At 59.5% G+C, this 20,408-nt stretch carries 20 protein-coding genes; 3 read left to right on the forward strand and 17 right to left on the reverse strand.

Translation table 11 applies throughout. From position 1 onward, the window contains the following. Window positions 1–15 precede the first annotated feature (15 nt). The 14 genes from F753_RS48610 to sdhC all read right to left on the reverse strand — a co-directional run bounded on the left by F753_RS48610 (window position 16) and on the right by sdhC (window position 16,315). Window positions 16–1,257, reverse strand: a complete 1,242-nt coding sequence (locus tag F753_RS48610; protein ID WP_023447227.1) for a hypothetical protein — start codon at window positions 1,255–1,257, stop codon at window positions 16–18. A 65-nt stretch (window positions 1,258–1,322) separates the two neighbouring features. Further along, window positions 1,323–1,766 carry a PaaI family thioesterase gene (locus F753_RS48615; RefSeq protein ID WP_023447228.1) on the reverse strand — a complete coding sequence of 148 codons (444 nt, stop codon included), beginning with the start codon at window positions 1,764–1,766 and terminating at the stop codon, window positions 1,323–1,325. Then, window positions 1,763–2,224, reverse strand: a complete 462-nt coding sequence (locus F753_RS48620; RefSeq protein WP_023447229.1) for a PaaI family thioesterase — start codon at window positions 2,222–2,224, stop codon at window positions 1,763–1,765. Before F753_RS48620 ends, F753_RS48615 begins: the two co-directional genes overlap by 4 nt. A 59-nt stretch (window positions 2,225–2,283) precedes the next feature. Continuing rightward, entirely contained in the window at window positions 2,284–3,009 is a 726-nt protein-coding gene (locus F753_RS48625) for a DUF599 domain-containing protein (RefSeq protein WP_014820471.1), read from the reverse strand. A gap of 120 nt (window positions 3,010–3,129) precedes the next feature. Beyond that, entirely contained in the window at window positions 3,130–4,449 is a 1,320-nt protein-coding gene (brnQ, locus tag F753_RS48630; protein WP_031298532.1) for a branched-chain amino acid transport system II carrier protein, read from the reverse strand. Window positions 4,450–4,899: 450 nt separating this feature from the next. Continuing rightward, complete coding sequence (gene sucD / locus F753_RS48635; protein ID WP_014820473.1) at window positions 4,900–5,784, reverse strand: succinate--CoA ligase subunit alpha; 885 nt, start codon at window positions 5,782–5,784, stop codon at window positions 4,900–4,902. Further along, the gene (gene sucC / locus F753_RS48640) at window positions 5,784–6,950 is read right to left on the reverse strand and encodes an ADP-forming succinate--CoA ligase subunit beta (RefSeq protein WP_014820474.1); all 1,167 of its coding nucleotides are present in this window, start codon (window positions 6,948–6,950) and stop codon (window positions 5,784–5,786) included. The genes sucD and sucC overlap by 1 nt, the downstream gene beginning before the upstream one ends. A gap of 192 nt (window positions 6,951–7,142) precedes the next feature. After that, entirely contained in the window at window positions 7,143–8,579 is a 1,437-nt protein-coding gene (lpdA, locus tag F753_RS48645; RefSeq protein WP_023447231.1) for a dihydrolipoyl dehydrogenase, read from the reverse strand. A 94-nt stretch (window positions 8,580–8,673) separates the two neighbouring features. Further along, window positions 8,674–9,894, reverse strand: a complete 1,221-nt coding sequence (gene odhB / locus F753_RS48650; protein ID WP_023447232.1) for a 2-oxoglutarate dehydrogenase complex dihydrolipoyllysine-residue succinyltransferase — start codon at window positions 9,892–9,894, stop codon at window positions 8,674–8,676. Window positions 9,895–9,963: 69 nt separating this feature from the next. Continuing rightward, window positions 9,964–12,795, reverse strand: coding sequence for a 2-oxoglutarate dehydrogenase E1 component (locus F753_RS48655; RefSeq protein WP_031298534.1), 2,832 nt, complete (start codon window positions 12,793–12,795; stop codon window positions 9,964–9,966). Between the two features lie 292 nt (window positions 12,796–13,087). Further along, window positions 13,088–13,792, reverse strand: a complete 705-nt coding sequence (locus tag F753_RS48660; protein ID WP_003302396.1) for a succinate dehydrogenase iron-sulfur subunit — start codon at window positions 13,790–13,792, stop codon at window positions 13,088–13,090. A gap of 10 nt (window positions 13,793–13,802) precedes the next feature. Further along, window positions 13,803–15,575 (reverse strand): succinate dehydrogenase flavoprotein subunit, encoded by a 1,773-nt coding sequence (gene sdhA, locus F753_RS48665; protein WP_014820478.1) that lies wholly within the window; start codon window positions 15,573–15,575, stop codon window positions 13,803–13,805. Between the two features lie 3 nt (window positions 15,576–15,578). Continuing rightward, window positions 15,579–15,947: a succinate dehydrogenase, hydrophobic membrane anchor protein gene (gene sdhD / locus F753_RS48670; protein WP_014820479.1), complete on the reverse strand. Its 369-nt coding sequence runs from the start codon at window positions 15,945–15,947 to the stop codon at window positions 15,579–15,581. Then, the gene (sdhC, locus tag F753_RS48675; RefSeq protein WP_014820480.1) at window positions 15,941–16,315 is read right to left on the reverse strand and encodes a succinate dehydrogenase, cytochrome b556 subunit; all 375 of its coding nucleotides are present in this window, start codon (window positions 16,313–16,315) and stop codon (window positions 15,941–15,943) included. Before sdhC ends, sdhD begins: the two co-directional genes overlap by 7 nt. A gap of 360 nt (window positions 16,316–16,675) precedes the next feature. On the opposite strand from sdhC, the gene gltA reads away from it, so the two are divergent. Continuing rightward, on the forward strand, window positions 16,676–17,947 hold the full coding sequence (gene gltA / locus F753_RS48680; protein ID WP_003294794.1) for a citrate synthase: 1,272 nt from the start codon (window positions 16,676–16,678) through the stop codon (window positions 17,945–17,947). A gap of 253 nt (window positions 17,948–18,200) precedes the next feature. Here gltA and F753_RS50140 read toward each other — a convergent pair whose 3' ends face one another. Beyond that, window positions 18,201–18,452, reverse strand: coding sequence for a YkgJ family cysteine cluster protein (locus F753_RS50140; RefSeq protein WP_082041303.1), 252 nt, complete (start codon window positions 18,450–18,452; stop codon window positions 18,201–18,203). Between the two features lie 128 nt (window positions 18,453–18,580). On the opposite strand from F753_RS50140, the gene F753_RS48685 reads away from it, so the two are divergent. Together F753_RS48685 and ppnP are read left to right on the forward strand one after the other, a co-directional pair. Beyond that, entirely contained in the window at window positions 18,581–18,922 is a 342-nt protein-coding gene (locus tag F753_RS48685; protein WP_003285450.1) for a DMT family protein, read from the forward strand. A 77-nt stretch (window positions 18,923–18,999) separates the two neighbouring features. Next, window positions 19,000–19,281, forward strand: a complete 282-nt coding sequence (ppnP, locus tag F753_RS48690) for a pyrimidine/purine nucleoside phosphorylase (RefSeq protein ID WP_003302386.1) — start codon at window positions 19,000–19,002, stop codon at window positions 19,279–19,281. Window positions 19,282–19,407: 126 nt separating this feature from the next. Here ppnP and F753_RS48695 read toward each other — a convergent pair whose 3' ends face one another. Then, on the reverse strand, window positions 19,408–19,701 hold the full coding sequence (locus tag F753_RS48695) for a flagellar protein FliT (protein ID WP_017245261.1): 294 nt from the start codon (window positions 19,699–19,701) through the stop codon (window positions 19,408–19,410). A 46-nt stretch (window positions 19,702–19,747) separates the two neighbouring features. Beyond that, a complete protein-coding gene (gene fliS / locus F753_RS48700) occupies window positions 19,748–20,134 on the reverse strand; it encodes a flagellar export chaperone FliS (RefSeq protein WP_026006571.1) in 387 nt (128 codons plus the stop codon). Window positions 20,135–20,408: the final 274 nt, after the last annotated feature.

A 20,408-nucleotide genomic window follows, 5' to 3' on the forward strand; every position in this document is an offset into this window, starting at 1 on the left:
ACGCCGGCCAGTCAGTCAAGGGTCAACGAGTTCGAGCAGCACGATCTCCCCGGGAGCCAGGTTATAGGTCGCTTCGCCTGGGCCGCTGATGACCCGCCTGATGATCAGATTGCCCTCGCTATCCAGACCAGCGAAGCGCCCTTCTGCAACACCGCCGCGCTCGGTGTGCGCGCGCATCAACAGGTGCTGATAGCGGTCAGGCGTGCGCAGGACCTGCTCCATCGAGAAGCGCAGTCGCCGATCCAGACTGCTTTGCGGCACCGTCGCAGCAACGGGCTCGGCCGCCTTGGTCGTCGTTACAGGTGTCTCCACCGCAGGTTCGGTCAGGGGCGGATAGTCATCGCCCCTGACGTGCCAGCCCTGCTCGTTCTTTGCCAGGGGCAGCGTGAACGCCTGCATCTCGCCCTTCACCTGAGCCTGGACCTCAACCTCTAACTCTTCGGCCGGCAACGTGACGACGGGCGTCGATTGCAAAGCGACGTCCCGGCTCGCGTGACGACGCTGCAGGTAGTCCTCGATCACGAAGGCCAGGGTGTCCCGCGAATCATGGCGGCGGTCGACCTGACCATTCAGGTAGCGCAGGCGATCGGTGTACAGCTCGATGACGCCAGTGATGCTGGTGTCGAACTGTGGCGGCAGCACGAGATGGAAATCGCCACGCAGCTTGTTCGGCGCCACCGGCTGCAGATCAAGATGCAACGTGTAACCGCGATCGAGGCGTCGCGTCTCCGGCAGCTCCTGATCGGGGTTCAGCCAGGCGATTTCGACCTCAGGCAATGCGCCGATGTCGTCGGGCAGAACGTCGATGCGCAACGCACCCTCGATCGGTTCGCGCAAGCGAATCGTTACCTCCTGGCGAGCGAAGAAGCCCTTCCCCTCACGCAGATTCAGTACGCCATTTATGAGCTCACCCTGTTGCGGCGCGAATCGACGTCCGTTCAATTCCCCGCGCACCCCCATGGCAAGATCCGGCTCGACCTGAGTTGGCAGCCAACGCAGACTGAAAATCGCATCCAGCCGCTCGGCATCGCGACTGGCCAGCAGCGACAGCCCCACGATCAGCGGAATGAAACCCAGGCAGGACAGGATCAGCGCCTTGCGCGCAACGCGCCAGTGACTGAATACAAACGCCAACGTCAATGGAGGCAGCAGGCTGCCCAGGCCCCAGAGCAAGCTCGTCGAGAATGCCAGGCTGATGAGCCAGACGGCGCCAGCAAGAATCAGCAGCAAGCCGCCGAGGATCAGAAGTGCTTCCATTCGAGTTCCTTCACGCAATCGCACAAGGTGACGCCGCACACCGCAACGCCACCCTGACGAATGCGTCAGGGCTCGTCGATCTTGAAATGGCAGCGGGCGGTGGCGATGGGCTCGGCCTGATGGGTCTGCCAGGCGGTGATCGCGACGTTGGCGACCCTGCGACCCTGGCGCCAGACCTGGCAGGCGGCAAAGGTGTCACGATAGTGACCGGCGCGTAGATAATCTATCGAGAAGTCGATGATTTTGGGCAAATGTGGCGCGCCCATGAACATCAGCAGATGCAGCATCGCCGCGTGCTCCATGAAGCCTGCGATGACCCCGCCGTGAATGGCCGGTAGCGGATTGCCGATGTTGTCCTCGTTCTGCGGCAGACGAAAAACCATTTCGTCACCGAGCCGCAGGCACTCAATGCCGATCAGCTTGGCGTACGGCACCAGTTTGATCAGCGCGTCGTAATCGTTGTTGGCGTGTGCATGCTGGACCAGCTCGTTGAGGTTAAAATCGCTCATGCGCCGCCCTCCTTGCCCATGGCTGCCGGTGCAGCCTTGCCCATGCGCATGAAGGTGCCTACCACATGAGCGATCGGTTCGTTGATGTCGCGCTGATAGGCGACGCCACGAGTAAAGATGACCGTTGGGGTGACGCGGTAGCACTCGGCGAACCCGAAGATATCGTGTCCGGCCTCGGCGGGATGCATGTAGTCGATTCGCAGATCGAGCGTCGGGCAAACTTCCAGATCCGGCAGGGCGCAGGCCGTGGAAATGCCGCAGGTGGTGTCCATCAGCGTGGTGATCGCGCCGCCATGGACTCCGCCGGTTTCCGGGTTCCCGATGATCTTCTCGCTGTATGGAAGGCGCAGGGTAAGGCCGCGGCTGTCGGCATGCTCGACTGTAAGACCCAGCACCTGACAGTGTCGCAGAAAGGACAAGAAGCGCTGGGTGCGCTCGAGTATCTGGCTATCGCTCATTCGAATTCTCGGGGGGATGGCTCAAGGCGCGCATGATACCGCCTTGCCATGCACGCGCCCTATTCCTTGGGCATTTCGGCCGGGGAAGTTGGCGTGAATACCATCACCCCGAGCACGTCCGAGTGGAATTCGCGGCGGTAGAGGATCAGGACCACGCCTGTGGTGACCAACATGAAGAACCAGGGGTGAACGAACCAGGCCAAGGTGGCCATGCCGAAGTAATAGGCGCGCAAGCCGAAGTTGAACTGGTTGGCCGCCATGGACAGGACCCGCGCCGCACGCTCGGCGAAAGCCCTGCGCTCCTGATCACTGACGTTGCGCTCGCCCACCATCGGCGCCGAAGCAACCAGTACCGCGGCGAAGTTGTACTGGCGCATGCACCAGCTGAAGGTGAAGAACGCATAGACGAAGACGACCGCCAGACACAGCAGCTTGACTTCCGAAAGACCGCGGCTGACCGGTTGCGCAAATGGCAGGTCGGCCAATAGAGAAACCGCTCGATCGGATGCACCCAACGCGGTCAGGATGCCTGCAAGGATTATCAGCGTGCTGGATGCAAAGAACGATGCGTTGCGCTCCAGATTGCCGATCACGTTGGCATCGGCGATACGGTTGTCACGCAACAGCAGGCGCTGCATCCAGTCCTGCCGATAGAGGTGCAACACACTCGCCAGACAAGCCGTATCCCGGCCGCGCCAGCTCGCGTAGCGGGTGTATCCAGCCCAACAGACGATGAACCAGAGCACGGCGATCAGATGCGGCAGGGTTGAATCGGATAACGTCATGGCGCGCCCTCGGAGACATCACGCGATTATAGCCAGCACCGCGTCGCCGAAGCTTGCGCCTAATGTCAGCGCTACCCCGCGACCGATCTATCGTCAGCCGCGGCGCAGCGCGAGAACAAGTCAGGCGTGATGCTGCGCCTGATCGGCGCGACTGAGCAGGCGATCAGTGACGACTGCAAACACCAACATCACCAGAACCGGAACCAGCCAGCCCATGCTCTGATCGGCCAATGGCAACTGCGTGAACAGCACCGGAACCCAATCGGCGAAGCCCGCGGCGGCAAGTCCATCGACAACGCCGAAGATCAGCGTCACCGCCATGACCGGCACGAACACCCGCGAGGGCGAAACCCAGAAGCGATCCAGCAAGCTCAGAGCAACCAGGACGATGGCCAGCGGGTAAAGGCCCACCAAGACCGGCACCGACACACTGATCAACTGCGTCAGCCCCTGGTTGGCCACCAGCAGGCTGAACAGAGCGAAAACGACCACCACTGTGCGATAGGAAACCGGCAGCAATGCGCTGAAGAACTCGCCACAGGCCGTGGTCAGGCCGACCGCCGTGGTCAGGCAGGCCAGCGTGATGACTACTGCAAGCAGCAGGCTGCCCGGCGTGCCGAACGTGTGTTGCACGTAGGTCGTCAGAATCTGCACGCCGTTCTCCGCACCGGCGGCGATGCCCTGGCTGGTAGCACCAAGGTAGAACAGAGCGAGATAGACCAACGACAGCCCGACCGCAGCAATCACGCCGGCAATCATCGAGTAACGGGTAACTAGCGCGGGCTCGGTGACACCGCGGTCGCGAATGGCGGTGGCGATCACGATGCCGAAAACCAAAGCGCCGAGGGTATCCATGGTCAGATAGCCTTCGAGAAAACCCTTGATCAGCGGCGACGCACGATAAGTCTCACTCGCAGCACCGACCTCTCCCGCCGGGGCGAAAATCGCCGCGCCACCGAGTACCAACAGCGCCGCCAGCAGCACCGGCGTAATGAACTTGCCGATACGGTTGACCAGCTGACCGGGGTTCAGCACCAGGAACAGCATGGCCGCGAAGAACACCAGCGTGTAGATGAATAGCGGCATGCCGGCGTTACCGCTGAATGGCGCAATGCCCATCTCGAACGAAACGACGGCGGTGCGCGGAGTCGCGAACAGCGGACCGATCGCCAGGTAGACGGCCACCGCCAGCACCGTACCAGCGACCTTGCCGAGCGGTGCGGTCAAACGGTCCATGCCCCCACCCACTCGCGCCAGCGCGACGACGGTCAGCAGCGGCAACCCGACACCGGTCAGCAAGAAGCCCAGTGCCGCCTGCCAGATAAACTCGCCCGACGCCATACCGGCGCTGGGCGGGAAGATGATGTTGCCGGCGCCAAGGAACAACGCAAATGTCATGAAGCCAAGAGCCAGCAGGTCAAAACCTTTCAAACGATTCATGCGGAAAAAACTACCAAATGGATGACGGCTTAAATGAACGCGACGCACATGCCACGAGCGCGACGGGTCAGCGGTTCATATTGGCCTGAATGATGGGATACGGGTTTCCTTCAGGGATAAGGGGAAACGTCATTCAGCCGGTTGGGCCGAATCCTTCGTTGCACGCTGTCGCTCTTGTGGACCGAACAAGCGTATGAATGAGCGGCAATGATGCCACGATGCGGCGATGGATGCTGACCGGAGCGTCAACATTGGCCGCGAAAAAACGTCGCGCCGCAGAGTTGAAGCGCTCAACGCGTGATAGATGAAGCGCGGGACCAAGCAGCGATTGAAGCTGCAACGTTACCAAACCCAAAGCTGAAAGCCCCGAGGCAGAACCGTCAGGTCTGCCTCGGGGCATGCGAAGACTGAGCAACTCGAACGCCCGACTGCAGCCGAGCGGGCGTTACATCAGGCCTTCATTTCCCAGCCAGTCACTTCCGCCAGCGCCTTGCCGATATCGGCAAGCGAGCGAACGGTCTTCACACCGGCGTCCTGCAGGGCTGCGAATTTCTCTTCCGCCGTTCCCTTGCCGCCAGAAATGATCGCGCCGGCGTGCCCCATCCGCTTGCCAGCCGGAGCCGTGACACCCGCAATGTAGGAAACGACTGGCTTGGTCACGTTGGCCTTGATGAAGGCCGCCGCTTCTTCCTCGGCCGAACCGCCGATCTCGCCGATCATGACGATGGCCTCGGTCTGCGGATCATCCTGGAACAGCTTGAGGATATCGATGAAGGTCGAGCCCGGAATAGGGTCACCACCGATGCCAACACAGGTCGACTGGCCGAAACCAGCGTCGGTGGTCTGCTTCACGGCTTCGTAGGTCAGCGTGCCGGAGCGCGAGACGATGCCGACCTTGCCGGGCATATGGATGTGCCCAGGCTGAATGCCGATCTTGCACTCACCCGGCGTGATCACACCCGGGCAGTTCGGCCCGATCAGGCGCACACCCAGTTCGTCGCACTTGATCTTAACCTCGAGCATATCCAGTGTCGGAATGCCTTCGGTGATGCAGACGATGAGCTTGATCCCACCGAAAGCCGCTTCGAGAATCGAGTCCTTGCAGAACGGCGCCGGCACGTAGATCACCGAGGCGTCAGCACCGGTGGTCTCGACGGCCTCCCGAACGGTGTTGAATACCGGCAGACCGAGGTGCATGGTGCCGCCCTTGCCCGGCGTGACGCCGCCGACCATCTTCGTGCCGTAGGCAATGGCCTGCTCGGAGTGGAAGGTACCTTGCGAGCCGGTGAAGCCCTGGCAAATGACCTTGGTGTCCTTGTTGATCAATACGCTCATTACTTGCCCTCCGCGGCTTTGACAACCTGAATGGCCGCATCGGTCAGGCTGCTCGCACCGATGATGTTCAGACCGCTTTCACTCAGCATCTTGGCCCCCAAGTCGGCGTTGTTGCCTTCCAGGCGAACCACCACCGGTACCTTGACGCCCACTTCGCGAACGGCACCGATAATGCCTTCGGCGATCATGTCGCATCGCACGATGCCGCCGAAGATGTTCACCAGAACGGCCGCGACATTGCTATCGGAGAGAATGATCTTGAACGCTTCGGTCACGCGTTCCTCGGTGGCACCACCGCCCACGTCGAGGAAGTTCGCCGGCGCACCGCCATGCAGGTTGACGATATCCATGGTGCCCATGGCCAGGCCCGCACCATTGACCATGCAGCCGATGTTGCCGTCGAGCGCTACGTAATTGAGCTCCCACTTGGCCGCGTGGGCCTCGCGCGGATCGTCCTGAGACGGATCGGCCATGTCGCGCAGTTTGGGTTGACGATAGATGGCGTTGCTGTCGATGTTGATCTTGGCGTCCAGGCAATGCAGGTTGCCGTCCTTCTTGATCACCAGCGGGTTCACTTCGAGCAGGGCCAGGTCATAGTCCTGGAACAGCTGGGCAAGGCCGACGAAGATATGGACGAACTGCTTGACCTGATCGCCCTTCAGACCCAGCTGGAATGCCAGCTCGCGCGCCTGGAACGGCTGTGCACCGACCAGCGGGTCGATGGTGGCCTTGAGGATTTTCTCAGGCGTGTCGTGAGCGACTTTTTCGATATCCACGCCACCTTCGGTGGAGGCCATGAACACGACCCGGCGACTCGCGCGATCAACCACGGCGCCCAGATAGAGCTCCTTGTCGATATCGGTACAAGCCTCGACAAGGATCTTGCTGACTGGCTGACCATTGGCGTCGGTCTGATAGGTCACCAGACGCTTGTCAAGCCACTGCTGGGCAAACGCCCGGGCTTCATCCTTGCTGCGAACCAGCTTTACGCCACCTGCCTTGCCACGTCCGCCTGCATGCACCTGGGCTTTGACCACCCATTGCGTGCCGCCGATCTTGTCGCAGGCTTCCGCTGCTTCCTTCGGGCTATCGACTGCGTAACCCTTGGACACGGGCAGACCGTATTCAGCGAACAGTTGTTTACCTTGGTACTCGTGAAGATTCATGCTTTCTACCGTCTGGTTTGGTATTGGCGCATTTACGGCACGACGAGCCGCCGTGCCCCCTCACAAGTCGCTGAAAACTATCTGCGAATTCACGATACCTCTCAGCGACCTGCAATCCTTTTCGAATCTGCAGTTTGCAAAAGGCCCGGCGTATCCACAGATACGTCGGGCCCGGGTACAGCACGAAACCGATTAGCGCTTCTTGCGATTGGCAATGTGGATGGCGTGGCCATTCACTGCCAGGGCCGCTTCATGCAGCGCTTCGGACATCGTCGGGTGCGAGAACACCATCATGCCCAGGTCTTCGGCACTGGTACCGAATTCCATGCCGATCGCGCCTTGCTGAACCAGCTCGGCAGCGCTTGGGCCCATGACGTGAACGCCCAGCACGCGGTCGGTCTTGGCATCGGCGATGACCTTGACCAGGCCGGCGGTGTCGTTGGCCGCCATGGCACGTCCGCTGGCCGCGAACGGGAAGGTACCGACGTTGACTTCAACGCCTTCAGCCTTGAGCGCCTGCTCGGACTTGCCGACCCATGCGATTTCCGGGTGAGTGTAGATGACCGACGGAATCAGGTCATAGTTCATCTGGGTCTTGTGACCAGCGATACGCTCAGCAACCATCACGCCCTCTTCCGAGGCCTTGTGGGCCAGCATGGCACCGCGAACCACATCGCCGATGGCGTAGACGCCAGGGACGCTGGTCGCGCAGTAGTCGTCGACGAAGATGAAACCACGTTCATCCATATCGACACCGGCATCGGCAGCCAGCAGCTCGGAGGTGACCGGACGACGGCCAACTGCGACGATCAGCTTATCGAAGGTCATCTGCTGCTCGCCCTCGGCGCTGGTGAAGTTGACGGTCACTTGCTCGCCCTTCACTTCCGAACCGGTCAGACGAGCGCCCAGCAGAATCTTCAGACCCTGCTTGGAAAGAACCTTGAACGCTTCCTTGGAGATCTGCTCATCGGCAGCTGGCAGGAACTTGTCCATGGCTTCGATAACGGTCACTTCCGCGCCCAGACGTGCCCAGACCGAACCCAGCTCCAGACCGATCACGCCAGCACCGATGACGCCGAGCTTGCCCGGAACGCTCTGGAAATCCAGCGCACCAGTGGAGTCGACGATGACGTTCTGATCGACCGGCGCCGGCGGAATGTTCACCGGAGTGGAGCCAGATGCCAGGATCACATTCTCGGCAGCCAGCGTCTGCACGTTGCCGTCCAGGCCGGTCACTTCGACCTGCTTGCCGGCCAGCAGCTTGCCGTGGCCTTCGAAGACGGTCACACCGTTGGCCTTCAGCAGAGCGGAAACACCACCGGTGAGGTTCTTAACGATCTGGTCCTTGCGCGCAACCATGGTCGGAACGTCCATGGCCACTTCGCCAGTGCTGATGCCATGAACCTTGAAGCTCTCGTGGGCTTCATGAAACTTGTAGGAGCTGTCCAGCAGAGCCTTGGAAGGAATGCAACCTACATTCAGGCAGGTACCGCCCAGCGCGGTCTTGCCGTCCTTGCCCTGATATTTTTCGATACACGCGGTCTTCAGACCCAGCTGGGCTGCACGAATGGCGGCCACATAGCCGCCAGGGCCGGCACCGATGACGACGACGTCGAATTTCTGGCTCATTACGAATCCTCTTAAAAGCAGCTAAAAGCCAAAAGCTGCAGGCAGCAGGGACGGCTTTCGCCTGACCTACCAGCTGCAGCCCGTGACGTTTCTATCAGATATCCAGCAGCAGACGGGCCGGGTCTTCCAGCAGGTCCTTCATGGTAACCAGGAAGGTCACAGCTTCCTTGCCGTCGATCAAGCGATGGTCATAGGACAGCGCCAGGTACATCATCGGCAGGATGACCACTTGACCGTTAACAGCCATCGGGCGTTCCTGGATCTTGTGCATACCGAGGATGGCGGTCTGAGGCGGGTTGACGATCGGCGTCGACAGCAGCGAACCAAACACACCACCATTGGAGATGGTGAAGGTGCCGCCAGTCATCTCTTCGATGGTCAGCTTGCCGGCCTTGGCCTTCTTGCCGAAGTTGTTGATGCCGCCTTCGATCTCGGCCAGGCTCATGTGCTCGGCGTTGCGCAGGACCGGAACCACCAGGCCGCGGTCGCTGGAAACGGCGACGCCGATATCCTGATAACCGTGGTAGACGATGTCATTGCCATCGATGGAAGCATTGACGCCCGGCTGGCGCTTGAGTGCTTCGACCGCGGCCTTGACGAAGAAGGACATGAAGCCCAGGCGCACGCCGTTGTGAGTCTTCTCGAACAGGTCCTTGTACTTGGAACGCAGCTCCATGATCGGCTTCATGTTGACTTCGTTGAACGTAGTCAGCATCGCCATGGAGGATTGCGCTTCGACCAGACGCTCGGCGACCTTCGCACGCAGGCGGGTCATCGGCACGCGCTTCTCGACACGATCGCCCTCGGCGAAGATCGGAGCGGATGCAGCCGGAGCAGCCGGCTTGGCAGCAGCAGCCGGAGCGGATTTCTTGGCTTCAACGGCGGCAACCACGTCTTCCTTGGTCACGCGACCATCTTTACCAGTACCGGCGATGCTGTTCGGATCGATGCCGTTCTCTTCGGCCATCTTGCGCGCAGCAGGAGCCAGGATTGGCTCTTCACCTGCGGTTGCGGCAGCAGCCGGAGCAGCAGTTTGAGCCGGGGCAGCAGCCGGCGCAGGTGCAGCGGCGGCAGTAGCACCAGCCTCCAGCTTGCCGAGCAGCTCGCCGCTCAGCACGGTGTCGCCTTCGTTCTTGACGATCTCGGTCAGCACGCCGTCAGCTTCGGCGAGCACTTCCATCACCACCTTGTCGGTTTCGATGTCGACGATCAGCTCATCACGCTTGACCGCGTCGCCCGGCTGCTTGTGCCAGGTGGCAACGGTGCCGTCGGCAACCGATTCCGGGAATGTAGGGGCTTTGATCTCGATAGCCATTATTCAGGGGTCCTATTGATTCGGTTTCTACATCGAGGCCGCGATATCGCGGCCCCTTGCACGAAATGGTTAAACGGTGAAGGCGTCCTGCAGCAGTTTTTCCTGCTGTTCGGCATGCATGGAGGCGTAACCGACCGCCGGCGCCGCTGAAGCATCACGACCCGCGTACTGAAGGAACAGTTCCTTCTTGTGTGCGGTGGCCACACGGCGCATGTGATGCTGGCTGCAGTACCAGGCACCCTGGTTCATCGGCTCTTCCTGGCACCAGACGATGTGCTTGAGATTCTGGTAAGGCGCGAGCGCTTCGGCCAGATCCTCTTCCGGGAACGGATACAGCTGCTCGATACGTACGATGGCGATATCTTCGCGGCCTTCGGCACGACGCTTGTCCAGCAGGTCATAGTAGACCTTGCCGCTACACATGATTACACGCTCGACCTTCGCCGGATCGATCGCGTCGACTTCCGGGATAACGGTCTGGAAGGAACCCTGGGTGAGCTCTTCCAGAGTCGAGGTCGCAAGCTTATGACGCAGCAGCGACTTGGGTGTCAGCGCAACCAGCGGCTTGCGCAGCGGGCGAATCGCCTGGCGACGCAGCATGTGGTAGACCTGCGCCGGAGTCGTCGGCACGCAAACCTGGATATTGTGCTCGGCGCACAGCTGCAGGTAACGCTCCAGACGAGCGGACGAGTGCTCCGGGCCCTGCCCCTCATAGCCATGTGGTAACAGCATGGTCAGGCCACACAGGCGACCCCACTTGTGCTCACCGCTGGTGATGAACTGGTCGATCACTACCTGGGCGCCATTGGCGAAGTCGCCGAACTGCGCTTCCCACACGACAAGCGCGTTGGGCATAGTGGTGGCGTAACCGTATTCGAAAGCCAGAACCGCTTCCTCGGAGAGGAACGAGTCGTACAGATCGAAACGCGGCTGACCTTCATAGAGGTGCTGCAGCGGAATGTAGGTACTGCCGTCCTTCTGGTTATGCAGCGCAGCATGGCGGTGCGAGAAGGTGCCGCGGCCGACGTCCTGACCGGAGATACGTACCGGGTGGCCTTCGAACAGCAGCGTGGCGTACGCCATGACTTCCGCGTAGCCCCAGTTGATGGTGAGCGCGCCCGCACCCATCTTCTGGCGATCTTCGAGAATCTTCGAGACCTGACGCTGCACCACGAAGCCTTCCGGCGTCTGCAGCAGCTTGTTGGACAGATCCTGCAAGGTCTTCAGATCGAAGCTGGTGTCATGACGGGCAGTCCAGGCATGACCCAGATACGGACGCCAGTCAACGAAGAGTTCTTTATTCGGCTCTTTGACCAGGCTCTTGACTACGTGCAGCCCATTGTCGAGCGCCGTACGGTACTCGTCGATCTTGGCCTGAACACGCTCGTCGTCCAGCACCTTGGACTGGATCAGCGAATCGGCGTACAGCTCACGAGTGGTGCGCTGCTTGGCGATCTTCTGATACATCAACGGCTGAGTGCCGCTCGGCTCGTCCGCTTCGTTGTGACCACGACGGCGGTAGCAGATCAGGTCGATGACGATGTCGCGCTTGAACTGCATCCGGTAGTCGACAGCGAGCTGGGTGACGAACAGCACCGCCTCGGGATCGTCTGCGTTCACATGGAAGATCGGCGCCTGGATCATCTTCGCCACATCGGTTGCGTACTCGGTGGAACGAGCATCTTCCTGCTTGTTGGTGGTGAAGCCGACCTGGTTGTTGACCACGATGCGAATGGTGCCACCGGTGCGATAAGCACGGGTCTGCGACATCTGGAAGGTTTCCATCACCACGCCCTGACCGGCGACAGCAGCATCGCCGTGGATGGTTACCGGAAGCACCTTGTCGCCGACCGGATCACAACGGCGATCCTGACGAGCCCGCACCGAACCCTCGACCACCGGGGAAACGATTTCGAGGTGGGACGGGTTGAACGCCATGGCCAGGTGAATTTCGCCACCCGGGGTCATCACATTGGAGGAGAAGCCTTGGTGATATTTCACGTCACCTGAGCTCAGACCCTCGACCTTCTTGCCTTCGAACTCGTCGAAAAGGTCGCGCGGATTCTTGCCAAAGGTGTTGACCAGCACGTTCAGGCGGCCACGGTGGGCCATGCCGATTACGATTTCCTTAGTGCCATAAGAGCCAGAACGCTGGATGATCTCGTCAAGCAGCGGAATCAGGCTCTCGCCACCTTCGAGACCAAAACGCTTGGTGCCCGGATACTTGGTACCCAGGTACTTTTCCAGGCCTTCGGCGGCAGTCAGGCGCTCGAGCAGATGGCTCTTGATCTCCGGCGAGAAGTCCGGGCGGCCACGCACGCTTTCCAGGCGCTGAACGAACCAGCTGCGCTGCTCGGAATCGACGATGTGCATGTATTCGGCGCCGATGGTGCGGCAATAGGTTTCTTGCAACGCCTGCAGGATTTCGCGCAGAGTGGCCTGGCCGTTGACCATGGCCAGGTCAGCGGTGCGGAACACGGTGTCGAGGTCGGCGTCGGTCAGGCCGTAGTTGTTGATCGCCAGATCGGCAGGAACGGTGCGCTGTTGCAGGCCAAGCGGATCGAGCTGTGCTGCCTGATGGCCGCGCACTCGGTAGGCCTGAATCAGGCGCAGGACTTCGATCTGCTTCTTTTCATGCTCACTGCTGACGCTGCCCGCGGACACAGGCTGAGCGCGCCGCTGGTTCTTGCCCAGCAGGACGAAGTGGTCGCGAATCGTCGAGTGCGATACATCGGCTGAAGCGCTGCCACCGGAGGGCAACTTCTGGAAGTAAGTGCGCCACTCTTCGGGCACAGCGTTGGGATCGTGCAGGTAGAGCTCATAAAGCTCTTCCACATAGGCAGCGTTACCACCGGATAGGTGGGCACTGTCCCACATGCGCTGCATTACGCTTTCTTGCATGTCTGGTCACCTTCGATAAGGAGACACCACCAGCGTGGAAACCGCAGCATGACTTCCCAAGTTCTGAAGCAGCGACTCAGGTAAAGCCACTACGGACCGCGCAGATAGTTCCCGGGCACAAGCCGGGTGCTCCTGCTGGTCATCAAGTTTTCAGAGTGGAATCCCGGCTTTGTGGGCTGGGATTCCTACTAAAACTACGGCGCCGAGCTTCAACTTCGGCGCCGCAGGTGTAACGGGTAACGCAATCCGGCCATTCCAGGCTAGCGCATAACCTTTCGCGACCGGGGTGTCATCAGGTACCGCTCTGCAGCAGCATGTTGCGTATGTGACCGATTGCCTTGGTAGGGTTCAATCCCTTCGGACAAACGTCGACGCAGTTCATGATACCGCGGCAGCGGAACACGCTGAACGGATCGTCCAAACCTGCCAGACGGTTTTCGGTTTCGGTGTCGCGGCTGTCGGCCAGGAAACGATAAGCCTGCAGCGACGCGGCCGGACCGAGGAACTTGTCCGGGTTCCACCAGAAGGACGGGCAGCTGGTCGAACAGCAAGCGCACAGGATGCACTCGTACAGACCATCCAGCTTTTCGCGATCTTCCGGGCTTTGCAGACGTTCGATAGCCGGTGGCGGCGTATCGTTCATCAGATACGGACGCACTTTCTCGTACTGCTTGTAGAAGATGCTCATATCGACGGCCAAGTCACGAATAACTGGCAGCCCCGGCAGAGGACGCACGACCAGCTTGTTGTTCTTGACCACGGCGGACAGCGGCGTGATGCAAGCCAGACCGTTCTTACCGTTGATATTCATCCCATCGGAGCCACACACGCCTTCACGGCAGGAGCGACGATAGGAGAAACCCTGATCCTGTTCCTTGATCAGAGCCAAGACGTCCAGAACCATCAGATCCTTACCATCGGTATTGACCTGAAAATCCTGCATGAACGGCTTTTCGTCCTGATCGGGGTTGTAGCGATAAACACTCACTTGCAACATATCGTCGACCTCAATAAGTCCGAACCTTGGGCTCGAATGCCGGAACGGTCTTCGGAGCGAAGTTCACGGCACGCTTGGCAACGCGCTTGTCACCTGGGAAATAGAGGGTGTGGCACAGCCAATTCTCGTCATCACGCTCTTCGAAATCTTCGCGAGCATGCGCGCCACGGGATTCCTTGCGGTTCTCCGCGGCAATTGCAGTAGCCTCGGCAACTTCCAGCAGGTTCTGCAGCTCGAGCGCTTCGATGCGCGCGGTGTTGAACGCCTGGCTCTTGTCCGAGATCTTGACATTGGCGATACGCTGACGCAGATCCACCAGCTGAGCGATACCCTTCTGCATATATTCACCGGTGCGGAATACACCGAAGTAGTTCTGCATGCAGTTCTGCAGCTCTTTGCGCAGCGGGGCGACGTCCTCACCAGTGGTACGCTCGTTGAGACCGGCAAGACGGCTTAGAGCAACGTCCAGATCGGTTTCGCTGGCACCACGATGCTCGATACCTTCCTTCAGCGCTTTCTCCAGGTGCAGGCCCGCAGCGCGACCGAAGACCACCAGGTCGAGCAGCGAGTTGCCGCCCAGACGGTTGGCGCCATGCACCGATACACAAGCCACTTCGCCTACTGCGAACAGGCCATCGATGATGGTGTCATTACCGTTGGCGTCCTGGGTAATGGCCTGACCATGGATGTTAGTGGCGATACCACCCATCATGTAGTGGCAGGTCGGCACGACAGGTACTGGAGCAGTCACCGGGTCGACGTGAGCAAAGGTCTTCGACAGCTCACAGATACCTGGCAGACGGCTGTGCAGCACTTCTTCACCGAGGTGATCCAGCTTCAGCATCACGTGGTCGCCATCCGGACCACAGCCGTTACCAGCCAGGATTTCCTTGACCATCGAGCGCGCAACGACGTCACGACCAGCCAGGTCCTTCGCGTTAGGAGCATAACGCTCCATGAAACGCTCGCCGTGCTTGTTGATCAGGTAGCCACCTTCACCACGGCAACCTTCGGTTACCAGCACGCCGGCACCGGCGATACCGGTCGGGTGGAACTGCCACATCTCGATGTCTTGTACCGGTACGCCTGCACGCAGCGCCATGCCCACGCCGTCGCCGGTGTTGATCAGCGCGTTGGTGGTCGATGCATAGATGCGACCAGCACCACCAGTTGCAAGAACAGTGGCCTTCGAGCGGATGTAAACGGTTTCGCCGGTCTCGATGCAGATGGCGATAACACCAACGACCGCACCATCCTGGTTCTTCACCAGATCGACCGCGTACCATTCATTGAGGAATACGGTGTCGTTCTTCAGATTGCCCTGATAGAGGGTATGCAGCAGCGCATGACCAGTACGGTCGGCAGCAGCGCAGGTACGAGCAGCCTGCCCGCCCTTGCCGAAATCCTTGGACTGACCACCGAACGGACGCTGGTAGATGCGGCCCTGCTCGGTGCGGGAGAATGGCAGGCCCATGTGCTCGAGCTCGAACACGGCTTCCGGGCCGACGGAGCACATGTACTCGATAGCGTCCTGGTCACCGATGTAGTCGGAACCCTTGACGGTATCGTACATATGCCAGCGCCAGTCATCATTCGGATCGGCCGAAGCGATGGCGCAGGTGATGCCACCCTGAGCGGAAACGGTGTGCGAACGAGTCGGAAAAACCTTGGTGACCACAGCGGTCTTGTGACCGGACTGGGACAACTGCAGCGCCGCGCGCATACCGGCGCCACCGCCACCAACGATGATGGCGTCAAAAGAAAGCGTACGAATGTTAGCCATGAATCAGATACCCCAAAGAATCTGCACGCCCCAGACGAAGAAGGTGAACATGGCAATGCCACACACCGCCTGGAACAGGAAACGAACGCCGGTAGCCCACTTGCCGATCGCCATGTTGGTCAGGTAGTCAGTGGAAATCGTCCACATACCAACCCACGCGTGCACACTCAGGGCAACCAGCGCCAACAGGCTGAAGATCCGCATCCAGTTGGCCGAAAACAGCTCATGCCACTGTGCATACTCCAAGTCCGGGTTCGCAATCAGGTACCCAAGCAGGAACAGAAAATAAGCCGCAAGAACCACTGCAGAAACGCGCTGCGCCATCCAGTCGTACAGACCCGAGCGCGAAAAGTTGGTGACATTGGTTACCATATCCACACTCCCGCCAGAACGATCAGCACCGCCGACACGGCGATTACGATTTTCGAGCCCAGCTTGCCGCCTTCCAGCGTCTCGCCATGCCCAGTGTCCATGATCAGGTGACGCACACCCGCCACAAGGTGGTACAGCAGTGCGGACAGCAACGCCCAGCTCACCAGCTTGGCCAGGGGACTGCTCAGATACGCACGAACATCCTCAAAGCCTTCTGGCGAAGACAACGAGGTATCGAGCGCAAGCAGCAGCAAGGCGACACCGACGAACAGGATGACACCGGATACACGGTGGAGAATCGACGTGTAAGCAGTGATGGGGAGTTTTATTGTCCTAAGATCTAGGTTTACAGGTCGTTGGCTTTTCACGGCTTTTTTTCACACTTGAGAGCCCCAGAGCGCAGGGCAAAGTTGTTGGGAAGAGTACGCAGCAGTACCCGCTACCCACGAGTGACAACCTACAGAATACTGCCTGTAAGGCCCCTGCCGGTCGGTGTCCGAGTATAAACAGTTAGGTCACTAATGACAATGTGGTGAAGTGCCACTAAAGGCTGATAGCAGCCCCTATATAAATGCCGTAAACAGTGCATCCAAGCTGTACGCATCCCCCTGCAGAGCCCTCTACGGCATGGGTTCACGCAAATTGACTTTGCGATTTATCACTCTATAGTGATGCGGGCCCTGCGTGGGGGGCCATGATGATTCCAAGCACAAAACAGGAGGCCATACATGGCTGACAAGAAAGCGCAGTTGATCATCGAGGGCGCTGCCCCCGTCGAACTGCCCGTTTTAACCGGTACCGTAGGGCCTGATGTAATAGACGTACGAAGCCTGACCTCCACGGGTCACTTCACCTTCGATCCCGGCTTCATGTCGACCGCCTCTTGCGAGTCCAAGATCACCTACATCGACGGCGATAAGGGCATCCTGCTGCACCGCGGCTATCCCATCGAGCAGCTGGCAGAGAAATCCGACTACCTGGAAACCTGCTACCTGCTGCTGAACGGCGAACTGCCTACCGCCGAGCAGAAGGCACAGTTCGTCAGCACCGTGAAGAACCACACCATGGTTCACGAGCAGCTGAAGTCCTTCCTTAATGGCTTCCGTCGTGACGCTCACCCCATGGCCATCATGTGCGGCGTAGTCGGCGCACTCTCGGCCTTCTACCACGACTCCCTAGACATCAACGACCCGCACCATCGCGAGATTTCCGCGGTGCGTCTGGTCGCGAAGATGCCAACCATTGCTGCAATGGTCTACAAGTACTCGATCGGTCAGCCGCTGATGTATCCGCGCAACGATCTGAGCTACTCGGAAAACTTCCTGCACATGATGTTCAACACCCCGTGCGAGATCAAACCGATCAGCCCGGTGCTGGCCAAGGCAATGGATCGCATCTTCATCCTGCACGCCGACCATGAGCAGAACGCCTCGACTTCCACCGTACGCCTCGCCGGCTCCACCGGTGCCAACCCGTTCGCCTGTATCGCAGCCGGCATCGCCGCTCTGTGGGGACCGGCACACGGCGGCGCGAACGAAGCCGTACTCACCATGCTGGACGAGATCGGCGACGTATCGAACGTCGAGAAATTCCTGGCGAAGGCCAAGGACAAGAACGATCCGTTCAAGCTGATGGGCTTCGGGCATCGCGTCTACAAGAACTTCGACCCGCGCGCAAAGGTCATGAAGCAGACCTGCGACGAGGTGCTGGGTGAGCTGGGTATCAACGATCCGCAGCTGGATCTGGCCATGAAGCTGGAAGAGATTGCTCTCAACGATCCTTACTTCGCCGAGCGCAACCTGTATCCGAACGTGGACTTCTACTCGGGCATCATTCTCAAGGCTATCGGCATTCCGACCAGCATGTTCACCGTCATCTTTGCCTTGGCGCGTACTGTTGGCTGGATTTCCCACTGGAAGGAAATGATCGCCTCCGGCCAGAAGATCGGCCGCCCGCGTCAGCTGTATACCGGCCACACCAAGCGCGACCTGCCGCGTTAAGCGACAACCAGCGCAAAATAAGGCTGCCCTTGGGCAGCCTTTTTTATTCCCCTTGGGCCGACTGAATATTTATCCCTTCCATTCGATTCACTAGAGGTCGACACAGGTGGCCGATGGCCATCTAGCGCAATCGGCGATCTTCCGGCCTGACGTCATTGATCAGCTCTCAGCAGACATACCGGCGCAGCCAGCAACTCATAGCCCGACGAGCAGTTGAATACGCAATCTTGGACTTAACTACACGCAGACTTGCCTACGCAGTCGCTTGCTCCAGCCAACCCAACAATCGAATCGCATCCTCCCTAGTTTCACCACAGCAAACAGGGTCCGCCGAAAAAGCCGAGCAGACAACCGGCCGCCGCGGATCGCCGAACAGCAAACAGAGAAAGTCAGCGCTTAATTGAATACAGCGCTCCCCAGCGCGCTTACCATGAGGCATGCCAGGTATCGAGGAGCTAATTGAGGGGGCGATACAGCAGGCACCGCAACCGGGGCGACAATCCATAAAACTGCCACTCAGTGAAAAACGGGCGCGATAATAATCCGGCTGAAGCTTACGCACCAGATGCACCATTGCAGGCGAAAACGCTTGGAAATACCCTAGCGCGTCATCATTTCGAGCCCACACCCACCATGCCTGTCTGGTTGCAAACCGCCGCCCTCCTCTGCTGCTCCAACCTATTCATGACCTTCGCCTGGTACGGCCACCTGAAGAGCCTGAACGGCAAACCCTGGCTCATCGCCGCATTGATCAGCTGGGGCATCGCATTCTTCGAATACATGCTGATGGTGCCAGCAAACCGCATCGGCTATACCGAGCTGTCGATCGGCCAACTGAAGATCATGCAGGAGGTAATCACCCTGATGGTGTTCGTTCCGTTCAGCGTGCTGTACATGCAGCAGCCATTGAAGCTCGATTATCTATGGGCAGGGCTTTGCATGGTCGGAGCGGTCTACTTCATTTTTCGCAGCTAGCACTTCTGCCAGGTGACGCCAGGCCTGGCGCTTGGGCATACTGGCGACCCTTTTCCCGACCCTGCAAAGGAATCCAAATGTTCAAGGTCAATGAGTACTTCGATGGCACCGTCAAATCCATCGCCTTCGACATGACTGAAGGCCCGGCCACGATCGGCGTCATGGCGCCAGGTGAATACGAATTCGGCACTGCGCAACTGGAAGTCATGCACGTAGTTGCTGGCAGCCTGGACGTGAAACTGCCGGGTAGCGACGCCTGGGAAACCTTTGCCAGCGGCAGCCAGTTCACCGTACCGGCGAACAGCAAATTTCAGCTGAAGGTCAAGGTAGACACCGCGTATCTGTGCGAGTACCGCTGAGACGCAGCGAGCACTCCCTGAGACGGTGGGTTCGCGGTGGATGAGCGAAGCGTCATCCACCCTACTCCACGCACCCTCGGTACCGCCCAGCTCTTCGCCGCGCGAAGAATCCAGCGTGACGGGCGTCTAGCCTAACGACCCGTAAGCGCGGCTGACCTGCTTGGCCTGATTCAGCCTGGTCAGCTCCGCGGCCAGCCGCTCACGCTCAGCGCGCCCCGCCCGCTGAAGCTCATCATACAGAGCCGCCACTGCGTCGATTTCCGCACGCAGCCCGGCATCAGCTGCATCTTCGTCGCACAATGATGCCACCAGCGCGCTGCACTCATGATCCAGCGAGCTGACCGCATCCCACTCCCCTGCGCTCAGTGCGCCGCGGAGCTTTTGCGCCAACGCGGCGAAGGCTTGCTTCTTCAACGACATCTTTTCCCCGAAAACGCGGTAAGCCAGCAAGCCAGCTTCAGGTGAATCAGCCCCTAGGCGCGATCTGATCCCAAGCCAGCTTTATCTCACCCAGAAGCTTGCCCACCTCGTTCAGTTTGTCGACATCATTATGCCGGCTCGCTTCGAACAGGCGCATCGTCATGTATTCATACAGACGATCAAGGTTGGCCGCCAGCTCGCCGCCAACATCCTGATCCAGCGCATCACGCAGCCCACCGATGATATTGATGGCCTTGCCGATCAGCACACCCTTCTCAGCGAAAGCCTCACGCTCCATCGCACCTTTGGCCTGAGCGATACGATCCAAACCACCTTGCATCAGCATCTGAATCAGGCGATGCGGGTCGGCCTCGGTAACCTGGGCTTTTACGCCAACCTGCTGGTATTGCCGCATTGCTGCCATAGCATTCATTTGGATGAGCCCCTTGCCACATCGATCTCACATACCTGTTTATCGGTCATCTGGCGCAGGACTTGAGTTTGTTTTGCAAACAAAAAACCGCCTACCGGCGGTTCTTGTATAAGCAGTCTGGCCTACTTTTTCGAATTGCTTCCTGCCCAAGGCAGGTTCTCCAGCGACGCGAGAAGGCTCGAAGACGTATTAGACAACTGCCCCACCAACAGATCCATTGCATTGAACTGCTTGTACAGTCGCTCCTGAAGCGAGGTGATACGGCGGGGGGGGG

It is taken from the genome of Stutzerimonas chloritidismutans AW-1, from assembly GCF_000495915.1.
In the GTDB taxonomy this organism is placed as follows: domain Bacteria; phylum Pseudomonadota; class Gammaproteobacteria; order Pseudomonadales; family Pseudomonadaceae; genus Stutzerimonas; species Stutzerimonas chloritidismutans.